Origin of the sequence: Pseudomonas sp. 58 R 3, from assembly GCF_900006605.1 — a bacterium.
GTDB lineage: Bacteria > Pseudomonadota > Gammaproteobacteria > Pseudomonadales > Pseudomonadaceae > Aquipseudomonas > Aquipseudomonas salomonii.
The window spans coordinates 27386-39451 of record NZ_CVTT01000074.1; the positions used below are offsets into that span (position 1 = coordinate 27386).

At 62.0% G+C, this 12066-nt stretch carries 11 protein-coding genes and 1 pseudogene; 3 read left to right on the forward strand and 9 right to left on the reverse strand.

Annotated features, from left to right (window positions below; genetic code table 11):
• Positions 1–19: 19 nt before the first annotated feature.
• On the reverse strand, positions 20–811 hold the full coding sequence (locus tag BFP92_RS24185; protein WP_065931448.1) for an SDR family NAD(P)-dependent oxidoreductase: 792 nt from the start codon (positions 809–811) through the stop codon (positions 20–22).
• 96 nt (positions 812–907) lie between these two features.
• Between BFP92_RS24185 and BFP92_RS24190 the strand changes: the two genes are divergently transcribed.
• Positions 908–1813: a LysR family transcriptional regulator gene (locus BFP92_RS24190; protein ID WP_065931449.1), complete on the forward strand. Its 906-nt coding sequence runs from the start codon at positions 908–910 to the stop codon at positions 1811–1813.
• Positions 1814–1925: 112 nt separating this feature from the next.
• On the opposite strand, the gene BFP92_RS24195 is transcribed toward BFP92_RS24190, so the two are convergent.
• The 5 genes from BFP92_RS24195 to BFP92_RS24215 form a co-directional block, all read right to left on the reverse strand.
• Entirely contained in the window at positions 1926–3536 is a 1611-nt protein-coding gene (locus tag BFP92_RS24195; RefSeq protein WP_065931450.1) for a gamma-glutamyltransferase family protein, read from the reverse strand.
• A 23-nt stretch (positions 3537–3559) separates the two neighbouring features.
• Positions 3560–4339 (reverse strand): amino acid ABC transporter ATP-binding protein, encoded by a 780-nt coding sequence (locus tag BFP92_RS24200; protein WP_065931451.1) that lies wholly within the window; start codon positions 4337–4339, stop codon positions 3560–3562.
• A 2-nt stretch (positions 4340–4341) separates the two neighbouring features.
• Positions 4342–5118 (reverse strand): amino acid ABC transporter permease, encoded by a 777-nt coding sequence (locus tag BFP92_RS24205; protein WP_065931452.1) that lies wholly within the window; start codon positions 5116–5118, stop codon positions 4342–4344.
• Between the two features lie 12 nt (positions 5119–5130).
• On the reverse strand, positions 5131–5940 hold the full coding sequence (locus BFP92_RS24210) for an ABC transporter substrate-binding protein (RefSeq protein ID WP_065931453.1): 810 nt from the start codon (positions 5938–5940) through the stop codon (positions 5131–5133).
• 76 nt (positions 5941–6016) lie between these two features.
• The gene (locus BFP92_RS24215) at positions 6017–6685 is read right to left on the reverse strand and encodes a GntR family transcriptional regulator (protein WP_065931454.1); all 669 of its coding nucleotides are present in this window, start codon (positions 6683–6685) and stop codon (positions 6017–6019) included.
• Between the two features lie 433 nt (positions 6686–7118).
• On the opposite strand from BFP92_RS24215, the gene BFP92_RS24220 reads away from it, so the two are divergent.
• Positions 7119–8180 carry an aromatic ring-hydroxylating oxygenase subunit alpha gene (locus tag BFP92_RS24220; protein WP_065931455.1) on the forward strand — a complete coding sequence of 354 codons (1062 nt, stop codon included), beginning with the start codon at positions 7119–7121 and terminating at the stop codon, positions 8178–8180.
• Positions 8181–8209: 29 nt separating this feature from the next.
• Positions 8210–9160, forward strand: coding sequence for a PDR/VanB family oxidoreductase (locus BFP92_RS24225; protein ID WP_065931456.1), 951 nt, complete (start codon positions 8210–8212; stop codon positions 9158–9160).
• 6 nt (positions 9161–9166) lie between these two features.
• Here the strand turns inward: BFP92_RS24225 and BFP92_RS24230 are convergent, their stop codons facing one another.
• The 3 genes and pseudogenes from BFP92_RS24230 to BFP92_RS24240 all read right to left on the reverse strand — a co-directional run.
• Positions 9167–9880: a GntR family transcriptional regulator gene (locus BFP92_RS24230; protein WP_065931457.1), complete on the reverse strand. Its 714-nt coding sequence runs from the start codon at positions 9878–9880 to the stop codon at positions 9167–9169.
• 55 nt (positions 9881–9935) lie between these two features.
• Entirely contained in the window at positions 9936–11678 is a 1743-nt protein-coding gene (locus BFP92_RS24235; protein WP_065931458.1) for an acyl-CoA dehydrogenase, read from the reverse strand.
• 34 nt (positions 11679–11712) lie between these two features.
• A pseudogene (locus BFP92_RS24240) lies at positions 11713–12066 on the reverse strand (acetyl-CoA C-acyltransferase); the annotation flags it as partial.

Consider the following 12066-nt stretch of genomic DNA (forward strand, 5'->3'; position numbering starts at 1 on the left):
CGCTGGAGCGTATTCAAACTTAATAATCGCCGTGAGGGGCTTTGTTCTCGACCAGACAGTTCCCGCCATCCACCACAAGGACTTCCCCGGTGATGTAGCTGGCGTCAGGCGATGCCAGAAATGCAACCGCCGCCGCCACTTCGCGTGGGCTGCCTGCGCGCCCTATCGGGGTGAAGCGCCCCGCCTCGGCTTCAACGGGGGTGGTTGAGCCCGTGGTGATCCAGCCGGGGGCCACGCTGTTGACGGTAATCCCCTGCCTGGCGACTTCAAGCGCAAGCCCCATGTTCATGCCCACCATCGCGGCCTTGGCGGCGCTATAAGCGGCTTCCCCCGGATTGCTCCCGCGGGTGCCCGTGGTGGAACTGATATTGACAATGCGCCCGTAACGTCTCGCCTTCATGCCGGGCAACACGGCTCGGGTCAGCAGAAAGGCAGTGGTCAGGTTTCGGGCCAGTGAAAGGTTCCAGTCATGCAGTTCCATCGACGCCAATTCCGAGAAAATCTCAGGGCTGCCGTGCATGGACATACCGGCATTGTTCACCAGAATATCGACCTGCCCCCAGACTGACTCTGCCCAGAGGCTGAAGTCTCGCACCTGACTTTCATCGGTAAGATCAGTGAGCCTGCCTTCAACTTCAAACCCTTCAAGGCGCAGCTCTTTAACCCGATCCACAATGCGGTTGCTGCTGGCAGTGATGATCAACTTCGCCCCGGATGCACCCAGCCTGCGGGCAATCGCCATGCCGATCCCGGATTCACTCCCGGCACCACTGATGAGCGCAACCTGCCCTCTCATTTGCGTATCCAACATGGTGTGCCCCACGTATTTAATGTGAAAGAGAGTAGAAACTAGGCGAATAAATCTGATACATAAAGACAATCATCATCAGAAAATCTGACAACTCCCATGGCGTTTACCAGCGAGTCACTTAAAATTTTCCTCTCGGTCATCGACAGCGGATCCTTTTCGGCGGCGGCGCGAAAATTAGGCCGGGTGCCCTCGGCCATCAACATGGCGGTGTCGCAGCTTGAAGCCGAGCTGGATTTGTTGCTGTTTGACCGATCAACCCGCAAAGCCATTCCAACGGCCGCCGCCAAGGCACTTGAGCCCCAGGCACGCCAGGTCGCGAGCCAGATAAACCTGCTGGATGCCCATGCCCTCCAGTTGCATCAGGGGCTGGAGGAGCGCCTGGTCTTTGCGATGGCGCCGGAGTTGCAAACAGGCGTATGGAATCGTCCGCTGGCGATTATCGCCAGGGAGTTTCCCACGCTGGAAATCGAGATTCGCTCCGCGTCCCATCCAGAGGCAATGCGCATGCTCCATGAAGGGCATGTGCAATTGGCACTTGGATTTGAACGACCAGGGCTTGACGAGCGGGAAACATTTCTTGAAGCCGGGAGCCAGTTGTTGGTCGCGGTTGCTGCTCCAGATCACCCTGCGGCCGCCGGCAAGAAAAGCCCCTTGAGCGAGGAGCAACTGGTCAACGTTCGGCAGATCATCGTCGCCACAGGAGGGCCTGCGGACTCTGACCCACGTGTTGTGCTGTCGCGGCGGATTTGGCACAGCGACAATTATCTGGCCACGCTGGACCTGGTGCAGCAAGGGTTGGGTTGGGCTTACCTTCCAAAATCGCTGGTACACCCTCTCATCACCTCAGGCGCATTGACGGAGGTGGTGTTTGACTACATGCCGAGTCAGATGCGGTTATGGGTCGATATCATCTGGGTAAAAAACCGGCCCCTGGGACTGGGCGCGCTTCGTTACCTGAGCCTGATACGCGAAATTACCCAGGGCGAGCCTCGTCGTACTTGATGAGTCAACGTGCACATTGAGGCTTGCGGCGGCGCCCACTCGCCGTCGCGAAGATCAAACAACTCATCCCCCCGTCATTATTAGCCGTCTGGCTCAGCGCTTGTGTAGCCGCTCACCAAACCGCGATATGTGAGTCCGCCCGTGGCTCAGTGCCCCCGCACAACACGCCGGTGACCGGGTCACGCAGGATGATCTGCCCGCGCCCGTAGTCGGTCAGGTCGCTGTCGGTCTGCACCTTGTGCCCGCGTCGCGCCAGCGCATTGACCAGGTCGCGGGACGCGCCGTGTTCGATGCCGACCTTCATGTCGCCCAGCCATTGCCAGCGCGGTGCGTCGAGGGCCGCCTGGGGGTTGAGGCCGAAGTCCACCAGGTTCATCACCATCTGCACATGGCCCTGGGGCTGCATGTAGCCGCCCATCACGCCGAACGGGCCAAGGGCCTGGCCGTCCTTGCTAAGAAACCCCGGGATGATGGTGTGGAAGGTTTTCTTGCCCGGTGCCAGGCAGTTGGAATGGGACTCATCGAGGCTGAACTCCTGCCCGCGGTTCTGCAAGGCGATGCCGCTGTCGGGCAGCACCACGCCGGAGCCGAAGCCGTGGTAGTTGCTCTGGATAAACGAGACCATGTTGCCTTCGGCATCCGCGGTGGCCAGGTACACCGTGCCGCTGGCATGGGGGGCGCCGGGTTTGGGCGGCTGCGCCTGCTCGCCGATCTCGCCACGGCGACGGGTGCTGTAGGCGTCACTCAGCAGGTCGGCCACCGCCACGCGCATGTGCGCCGGGTCGGTGATGTAGTGCAGGCCATCGCTATAGGCGAGCTTCATGGCTTCCAGCTGGCGATGCCAGGTTTGCTGGCTGTCGCGGTGATCGAAGTTGAAGCCTTCGAGGATCTTCAGCGCCATCAGTGCAACCAGGCCCTGGCCGCTCGGCGGGATTTCCCAAACATCCACGCCCCGGTAATTGATGTGGATCGGCTCCACCCACTGCGCGCGGTAATCCTGGAGGTCGCTGGCGCGCAGGTAGCCGCCGCTGGCGCGCGAATGCGCATCCAGGCGCTCGGCCAGCGCGCCGCGATACAGGCTTTCGCAGCCGGTGGCGGCGAGTTCTTCCAGGGTGCGGGCCTGGGCCGGGTTGCGGAAAATCTCCCCCGCCCGAGGCGCGCGCCCGTCAATGAGGAAGGTGTCGAACCAGGCTTGCAGCACGTCATCGCGGTGCGGGCTGAATTCGTTCAAGGAGATCTGCCATTGATGGGCAACCACCGGCGACAACGGGAAACCGTCGCGCGCCAGGCTGATGGCCGGCTGCAGCAAATCGGCAAACGGCAATTTACCGAAGCGTTTGGACAACTCGGCCCACGCCGACGGGCAACCGGGCACCGTCACCGAGGTCCAGCCGTACAACGGCATCTGTTGATGCCCTGCCGCCTTGACCGCTTCAATACTCAAGGCGGCCGGCGCATGGCCGTTGCCGTTGAGGCCATGCAACTGGCCCTTGCACCACACCAGCGCAAAGGCGTCGCCGCCCAGGCCACAACCGGTGGGCTCGACCACGGTCAGCGCGGCTGCGGTGGCAATGGCGGCATCAATGGCGTTACCGCCCTTCTGCATGATTTCGATACCGGCCTGGGCCGCCAGCGGTTGCGAAGCGGCGACCATGCCGCGACGCGCGAACACGCTCTGGCGTTGCGACGGGTAGGGGTATTCGTGAGCGGAAAATTTCAACATGGCAAAGGCTCTTCAAAAAAAGGTCATAACACGCGGCTGAGAAACGCCTGGGTCCGCGGATGGCTGGGGTGGCTGAAAATCTGCTCCGGCGGCCCTTGTTCGATCAGTTCGCCCTGGTCGAGCACCACCACGCGGTCGGCCACTTCACGGGCAAAGCCCATTTCATGGGTGACCACCACCATGGTCATGCCCTCCTCGGCCAGTTCCTTCATCACCTGCAGCACTTCGCCGACGGTTTCCGGGTCGAGGGCGCTGGTGGGCTCGTCGAACAGCATCGCCTGGGGTTTCATCGCCAGCGCACGGGCAATCGCCACCCGCTGCTGCTGACCACCGGAGAGCATCGACGGATAGTGGCTGGCCTTGTCCGCCAGGCCGACCCGCGCCAGCAAGCCCCGAGCCTGTTCCAGCGCCTGGGCACGCGGTACGCCGAGCACCTGGATCGGCGCTTCAATGATGTTTTCCAATGCGGTCATGTGCGGGAACAGGTTGAAGCGCTGGAACACCATGCCGATGTCGCGGCGCTGACGAGCGATGTTGCGCTCCGAATCGCGCACCAGGCTGCCATCGGCGCGTTCGCGATAGCCCATGGCGCGGCCGTTGACGCGAATGCGCCCGCCCTGGATGTCTTCCAGCAGGTTGATGCAGCGGATAAAGGTGGTCTTGCCGGAGCCGGAGGCGCCGATCAGCACCACCACTTCGCCGCGCCGCACTTGCAGGGAGATGCCCTTGAGGATCTGCAACTCGCCGAACGACTTCTGGATATCCTGTGCGTCAATGATCAGCTCTTCACTTTGGTGCGCCATGGTTAACGTCCCCTCAGCAGTTTCAGGGTGCTGCGACCGAACATGCGGCTGGCGGCCGGAGGTGGCGCCGAAGGTCGATCGGACTGGCCGAAGCGGCGTTCGAGCCAACTCTGGAAAAAGCCCCACAGGGTGGTCAGCGTCAGGAAGTAAATCGCGACGACCAGGTACAACTCGAAGACGCGAAACGTCGCCGAGGTCACCATCTGCGTGCTGAGCAACAACTCCTGCACCCCGATCACACTCACCAGGGTGGTGTTCTTGAGCATCACATTGAACTCATTGCCCAGCGGCGGCACGATCACCCGAAACGCCTGGGGCAGCACAATGCGCCGCATCAGCTTGCCGAACCCCATGCCCAGGGAACGCCCGGCTTCGTACTGGCCCTTGTCCACCGCGCCGATGCCGGCGCGGATGATCTCGGCCATGTAAGCGCCTTCATTCAGGCCCAGGGCGATGATCGCCGCCTGGATATTGCCGGGGATGATCAGCCCGAACAGCTCGATGTCCTCGAAGCGGAAGATCCCGCCCGCTGCCAGTGCGGTGTACAAAAACACGATCTGCACCAGCAATGGCGTGCCGCGCATCAGCCACACGTAAAGGCGTGCCGGCAGGTGCAGCAGCGGGTTCTTCGACAGGCGCAACAGCGCCGCCGCCAGGCCCAGCGCGCAACCGAGCAGCATCGCCAGCACGCTGATCAGGCACGTCAGCCACAGCCCGGTGAGGTAGACCCCACTGGGCTGCAGCAGGTATTGCCAGAACACATCCCAATTGAAATTCATTGTGGTAGAACCTCAGTCAAGGGTGTCGCTGCTGACATGCCATTTGTTGAGCAATTGCACATAGCTGCCGTCGCTGCGCATGTCGCTGATGATCTGCTGCACGGCGGCGGTCAGTTGCGGGTCGTCCTTGCGCATGCCCAGGCCGGTGAGGATGCGGCTGAATGCAGGTACCCCTTCCTGGAACAGCTCCGGGGCCATCGCCGCGTAGTAACCGGCGGTTTCCACGGTGGTGCCATAGGCGTCGACCTGGCTGATGCGCAACGCCTGAAACGCATCGGTGTCGGTGTTGTAGACCACCAGTTTCATCGGTGGCTTGCCGGCCTTGGCGAGGCGCTCGTTCTGGCTGTCGAGCAGGGTCTTGATGGTAGAGCCGTTGAGCACCGCCACCTTGCGCGTGGACAGGTCATCCAGGGTCTTGATGCCTTTGGGGTTGCCCTTGGGCACCACCACCGCCTGGCTGGAATACATGTAGTTGACGATGTCGATCACCTGGCGGCGCTCGGGCTTGTCGAACAGTTGGTCGACGATCATGTCGCACTGCTGGGCAAGCAGCGCCGGTAGCAAGCCGGAAAACGGAATGACCCGCCATTGCACGGTTTTATTGCCCAGGCGCTTGGCGATTTCCAGGCCCAGGTCGACGGTGAGCCCGCGCGGTTTCTGGGATTCGTCGAAGGACACCAGGGGCGGTGAATCCATCCCCGAGCAGTAGGTGAGTTTGTCGACGCTCTTCAGCCGCTCAGGCACCTGGACTGCGGCGCAGGCCCATTGTGTACAGAGCCCCAGGGTTACAGCCACCAGCAAGGCGCGGTGTTGTTTATGCATGACCAGACACTCCACTTCGTTAAATAACGGGGCAGTAATCAACGTCTAAACATGGACGGGGTGGGCCCCGCCTCTTTTATTTTTCCAATTGCAGAAATTGAATCAGCAGCGGCACGGTGCTTTCGATGTGTTCGCGTACCACAGCTTCGGCACCGGCAGCGTCACCGGCGCGAATCGCGTCGAGGATTACGGCGTGTTCCTGGCGCGCACCGAGGGGTTTTTCGCTGTGCTGCAGCCACAAGCGCATGGGCGCTTCCACCAGCGAATACAACGCTGAAATCTGCTTGAGCAAGCGTGGCCGGCCGCTGAGCCCGCACAGGTATTCGTGAAAGGCACGGTGGCAACGGACCCACGCGGCGCTCTCGTCGCGGTAGTCATCCATCTCGTCCAGCAAGCGCTCCAGAGCCGCCAACTGGCGCTCACCGATGCGGCTGACCGCGACGCGCACCGCCAGGCCTTCCAGTGCGCTGCGCATCTCGAACACTTCGTACAGCTCATCAATATCCAGACCGCTGACGATCGCACCGCGATTGGGCCGCAGCGTCACCAGGCCCTGGGCATCCAGCCGCCGGAATGCTTCGCGCACGGGCATGCGGCTCATGCCGATCTCGCTGGCGATATCCTCGGCGATCAGGCGGTCGCCCTTGCGGAAACGACCGCCGCAGATGGCGTCGAGAAGGAAGTTGTAGGCCTCCTCCTCGGCAGTAAGGGGCTGGCGGTCAACGTAAGCGGGGGCAAATTGCATTGGCAGCCTCTTTGTATTTTTGTATCCAATTATCCACGAATACAAAAAAGCATAACGCGTGCCAACACCTCCAAAAGAACGTTAGTAATTGATTTAAATGAAGTCTTCCGTTCGGGTGGGGAAAATTGCGCGAAGCGGGTAAAGCGATTTGCTACTAAATGACGCAGCAACTTGCCATTTCTGCCCAAGAAAGTAGCGGATGTCCGGTGAAGGGCTTGGTTACGCCCGATGATCTAGACAGGGTATTTTTTGACAGGCCTTTCTTTGCCATCAGCGCACCAAACGCCTCCCACTCAATGGATCCAATAAAATTACATCGGTCGATAATCGCCCAAAATAACCTTAAACAACTGATTAATACATTGACTCACAGCAGCTCTGGAAATTTAATGGATCCATTAAACAAAAATAATTAACCAGCCAGAGAGTTGCCATGTACCCCAAAAACACTTGGTACGTCGCCTGCACACCCGATGAAATCGCCCAAAAACCCCTGGGTCGCCAGATCTGCGGTGAAAAAATGGTGTTTTATCGTGGCCCGCAAGGCAGCGTCGTCGCCATCGAGGACTTCTGCCCCCATCGTGGCGCACCGCTTTCGCTGGGTTACGTCGAAAATGGCAACCTGGTTTGCGGCTATCACGGCCTGGTCATGGGGGCCGACGGTAAGACCGTCGAAATGCCCGGACAGCGGGTGCGTGGTTTTCCGTGCAACAAGACCTTTGCCGCGGTTGAACGCTATGGTTTTATCTGGGTATGGCCCGGCGATCAGGCCCTTGCCGACCCGGCGCTGATTCATCACCTGGAGTGGGCAGTGAGTGACCAGTGGGCGTACGGCGGCGGGCTGTTTGATATCCAGTGCGACTACCGCCTGATGATCGACAACCTGATGGACCTGACCCACGAAACCTACGTCCACGCTTCCAGCATCGGCCAAAAAGAAATCGATCAAGCGCCTCCCGTCACCACGGTTGAAGGCGACGAAGTCGTCACCGCCCGGCACATGGAAAACATCCTGGCTCCGCCGTTCTGGCGCATGGCCCTGCGCGGCAACAACCTCGCCGACGATGTGCCGGTGGACCGCTGGCAGATCTGTCGCTTCACCCCGCCCAGCCACGTGCTGATCGAAGTCGGCGTGGCCCACGCCGGCAAGGGCGGCTACCACGCAGCGCCCGAACACAAGGCGGCAAGCATCGTGGTCGACTTCATCACCCCGCAAACCGAGACGTCGATCTGGTATTTCTGGGGCATGGCGCGCAACTTCAATCCTCACGATGAGGCGCTGACCGCCAGCATTCGCGAAGGCCAAGGGAAGATTTTCAGCGAAGACCTGGAGATGCTCGAACGTCAGCAGCAGAACCTGCTGGCCCACCCGCAACGCAACCTGCTCAAGTTGAATATCGATGCCGGCGGCGTGCAGTCGCGCAAAATCCTGGAGCGACTGATTGCCAAGGAACGCCCACTCGAACCACAACTGATCACGACCACCACCGCCTGAACGGCGCGACAACTCTGCGAGGACCGAACATGATCGATGTGGTGGTGGTATCCCGTAATAACGAAGCCCAGGACATTTGCAGCTATGAACTGGCCAGGGTCGATGGCCAGCCGCTGCCCGCCTTCAGTGCCGGCGCGCACATTGACGTGCATTTGCCGGACGGGCTGGTGCGCCAGTATTCGCTGTGCAATCACCCCGAGGAGCGTCATCGCTATCTGATCGGCGTACTCAACGACCCGGCTTCTCGCGGCGGCTCGCGCAGCTTGCACGAGCAGGTACACGAGGGCGCCCACCTGAGGATCAGCGAACCACGCAACCTATTCCCCCTCGCCCATGAAGCACGACGCAGCCTGCTGTTCGCCGGCGGCATCGGCATCACCCCGATCCTGTGCATGGCCGAGCGCCTCGCCCATGCAGGTGCCGACTTCGACCTGCATTATTGTGCACGCGCCAGTGAGCGTGCGGCGTTTGTACAGCGGCTAAAGGCGTCACCGTTTGCCGAGCGCGTGTTCCTGCATTTCGATGAGCAGCCCCACACGGCCCTCAAGACTGCCGAGGTATTGGCTGCGCCCGCAGACGATGTGCACCTGTATGTCTGCGGCCCCGGCGGTTTCATGCAACACGTGCTCGACAGCGCGCGGGCGCAAGGCTGGCAAGAGGATTGCCTGCATCGCGAGTACTTCTCGGCGGCGCCAGTGGACAACAGCCTCGACGGCAGCTTTTCGGTGAAGCTCGGCAGCAGCGGCCAGGTCTTCACGATCCCCGCCGACAAGACCGTGGTCCAGGTCCTGGAAAGCCAGGGCATCGAGATTGCCGTGTCCTGCGAACAAGGGATCTGCGGCACCTGCCTGACCCGTGTGCTGGACGGCATCCCGGAGCACCGCGACCTGTTCCTCACCGAGCAGGAACAGGCGCTGAACGACCAGTTCACGCCCTGCTGCTCACGCTCGAAAACCCCACTGTTGGTGCTCGACATCTGAACCGTGTCACGACGCGGGCAAAATCACCTTCATGCGCGCGTCGGCGGTGGCTGAACTGAAGATCTCGGCATAACGCAACGTCGCATTGGCGTGTTCGCGCATGATGGCTTCGGCGCGCGCGCCCTGGCGATTGACCAGGGCATCGAACACCGAGTGATGCTGCATGTGGGCATAGTTGAAGCGCCGGTATTCACGAGCCATGTCCTCACGATCCACCGCCAGCGCGGTCACCGATGCGAAGGGCAGGTGATCATTGCGTGCCAGCGCATCGGTGATCGCCGGGTTGTGGCTGCCCTCCACAATGACCTGGTGAAAGCGCATGTTCAGGTCGTGGTAAACCTCAAGGTCCTCTTCAGTCACGTAGCCTTTGTCGAACAGTTGGTCGCCTTCCACCAGGCAGCGCTCCAGCGCCGCACGCGCCGCGTCGCAAAGACCATGCTCGGCGGCTTGCCGCGCAGCCAGGCCTTCCAGCACACCGCGCACTTCGATGGCGCCGGCAATGTCACTGGGGCTGACCGACCGCACCTGATAGCCGCGCCCGCCGAACGGCACCAGCAGCCCTTCCTGCTCAAGGGTACGAAATGCCATGCGCACGGGCATGCGCGACACACCAAAGCGTTGCGCCGTAGGGGTTTCCATCAGGCGCTCCCCCGCCACCAACTCACCGTTGGCAATCATCTTGCGCAGTGCAACCAGCACCAATTGACCGGGCTTACTCATCCAGGCAACTTCCAGAACACGTGGCCTGCCATAGTACCGCAAGCATCCGATCCCGTCAGACGAACGCCAGTGCGGCGCGCGCCGCCTCTATGGCACCCAGGTGTTGCGCCAGCCGCGACGGCAGGTAATCGAAAAAGAACCCGGCGCTTTGCAGCTTGGCGGCACGCAATGGATCGTCTTCGGGCAATGCCCTGGAGACCCGCGCAGCCCGCGCCCAGGCAAAGGCCAGCAACGCCACGCCACAGAGCTGGAGGAAATCCGGCGCGGCCCGATAGGGGTATTCACTGTCTTCCTGCGCGCGTTCACGCACGGCGCTCACCACACAGGCCAGCGCGTCGCACAGGCTGCCCAATGCGTGGGCGAACCCTGCGCACTCGATAGACTGCACGCCCTGCCCGGCCTCGGCACGCAACTCGGCCAGCAGCAGGCCAAAGGCTCGACCTTCATCCCCCAGCACTTTGCGCAGCAACAGGTCATTGGCCTGGATCTCGTTGCTGCCCTCGTAGATCATCGCGATGCGACTGTCCCGCAGGGTTTGCTCGATGGCGAACTCGGTGACATAGCCGTAACCGCCAAATACCTGCAGCGCATTGCTGGCCTGGCGAAAGCCCTGTTCAGTAAAAAACGCCTTGATGATGGGCGTCAGCAAAGGCGCCAACCGGGCCGCCGAGGCGTCCTGGCCATGCTCGGCCTGATCCAGCAGGTGCGCCGCCCAATAGCCGATGGCACGCATGCCCTCGCTGGTGGTGCGCAACTCCAGCAACACGCGGCGCATGGCCGGGTGATAACGAATCGGGTCAGCGGCCTGGGCCGCCACCTCTTCGGGCCTGGACGGTGCACGCATCTGCACACGCTCGGCAGCGTACTGCCGGGCATTCTGCCAAGCCGCCTCGACATGCCCCAGGCCTTGCAGGCCGACATGCAGGCGCGCCGAATTCATCATCACGAACATCGCCGCCAGGCCCTGATTGGCCTTGCCGATCAGCCAGCCTTGGGCGGCGTTGAATACCAGGGAGCAGGTGGCGCTGCCCTTGATGCCCATCTTGTGTTCGATGCCGTCGCAATGCACACCATTGGCCCGGCCATCGTCCAGCTGCCTGGGGACCAGGAACAGTGAAATGCCGCGACTGCCCGGCGGCGCATCAGGCAGGCGCGCCAGCACCAGGTGCAGGATATTGGCCGTGAGGTCATGCTCACCGCCGGAGATAAACAGCTTGCTGCCGCTCAAGCGATAGCTGCCATCCGCCTGGGGTTCAGCACGACAGCGCAGCAAACCGACATCGCTGCCGGCCTGGGACTCGGTCAGGCACATGGTGGGCAACGCCTGGCCACTGACAATCTCCGGCAGGTAGCGTGCCTGCAGCCAAGGCGCGGCGTGAGTCTTGAGGCACAGGTAGGCGCCGTGGGCGATCCCGGTGTACATAGCCCAGGCATGGTTGCTGGCGTAGAGCATCTCTTGCAGCGCCGCATCGAGCAGTTGCGGCAAGCCCTGCCCGCCCTGCTCTTGGGCGCACGCCAGCGCCGGCCAGCCACCCTCGACGTAAGCACGATAGGCCTCGACGAAGCCGTCCGGGGTGCTGACCTGGCCCGCCTGCCAGCGGCAGCCCTGGCGATCACCGTGGCGGTTCAACGGCGCCAGCACGCCCTGGCTGAAGCGTGCCGCCTCCTCCCATACTTGTAATGCCAGCGGCAGGTCGAGGGCCTCGAACGCCGGGTTGCGTCGCCAGCTGTCGGGCGCCTGCAACCAGTGTTCGAGGACAAATTGCATATCGCGCAGGGGCGCCTCATAGCTCCACATCGGGACACCTCATCGACTAAAAAGAATCACGCACTCAAGCGCGAAAAGCAGGGTTCTCGATCAGCAGCGCCATGCCCTGCCCGCCGCCCACACACGCCGCGGCAATCCCGTAGCGCAGGTTGTGCTGACGCAGTTGTCGGGCCAGGGACATGACCAGGCGCAGGCCAGTGGCAGCCAGTGGATGCCCGAGTGCCAGCGAGCCGCCCTGGACGTTGAGGCGGGTGCTGTCCAGCTCAAGTTCATGGGCCACCGCCAGCACTTGGGCGGCCTGGGCTTCGTTGATCTCGAAGCGGCCGATGTCATCCAGCTTCAACCCGCTGCGTTGCAGCAGCAGACGAATCGCCGGCGCCGGGCCGATGCCCATGAACTCGGGGGCCACGCCGACCAC

What these genes read in the sequence shown, in the direction of transcription:
- BFP92_RS24230 (WP_065931457.1), bottom strand. Translation starts at nt 9,880, where the DNA reads ATGAGTAAGCCCGGTCAATTGGTGCTGGTTGCACTGCGCAAGATGATT.
- BFP92_RS24200 (WP_065931451.1), bottom strand. Translation starts at nt 4,339, where the DNA reads ATGGCGCACCAAAGTGAAGAGCTGATCATTGACGCACAGGATATCCAG.
- BFP92_RS24185 (WP_065931448.1), bottom strand. Translation starts at nt 811, where the DNA reads ATGTTGGATACGCAAATGAGAGGGCAGGTTGCGCTCATCAGTGGTGCC.
- BFP92_RS24215 (WP_065931454.1), bottom strand. Translation starts at nt 6,685, where the DNA reads ATGCAATTTGCCCCCGCTTACGTTGACCGCCAGCCCCTTACTGCCGAG.
- BFP92_RS24235 (WP_065931458.1), bottom strand. Translation starts at nt 11,678, where the DNA reads ATGTGGAGCTATGAGGCGCCCCTGCGCGATATGCAATTTGTCCTCGAA.
- BFP92_RS24190 (WP_065931449.1), top strand. Translation starts at nt 908, where the DNA reads ATGGCGTTTACCAGCGAGTCACTTAAAATTTTCCTCTCGGTCATCGAC.
- BFP92_RS24205 (WP_065931452.1), bottom strand. Translation starts at nt 5,118, where the DNA reads ATGAATTTCAATTGGGATGTGTTCTGGCAATACCTGCTGCAGCCCAGT.
- BFP92_RS24220 (WP_065931455.1), top strand. Translation starts at nt 7,119, where the DNA reads ATGTACCCCAAAAACACTTGGTACGTCGCCTGCACACCCGATGAAATC.
- BFP92_RS24210 (WP_065931453.1), bottom strand. Translation starts at nt 5,940, where the DNA reads ATGCATAAACAACACCGCGCCTTGCTGGTGGCTGTAACCCTGGGGCTC.
- BFP92_RS24195 (WP_065931450.1), bottom strand. Translation starts at nt 3,536, where the DNA reads ATGTTGAAATTTTCCGCTCACGAATACCCCTACCCGTCGCAACGCCAG.
- BFP92_RS24225 (WP_065931456.1), top strand. Translation starts at nt 8,210, where the DNA reads ATGATCGATGTGGTGGTGGTATCCCGTAATAACGAAGCCCAGGACATT.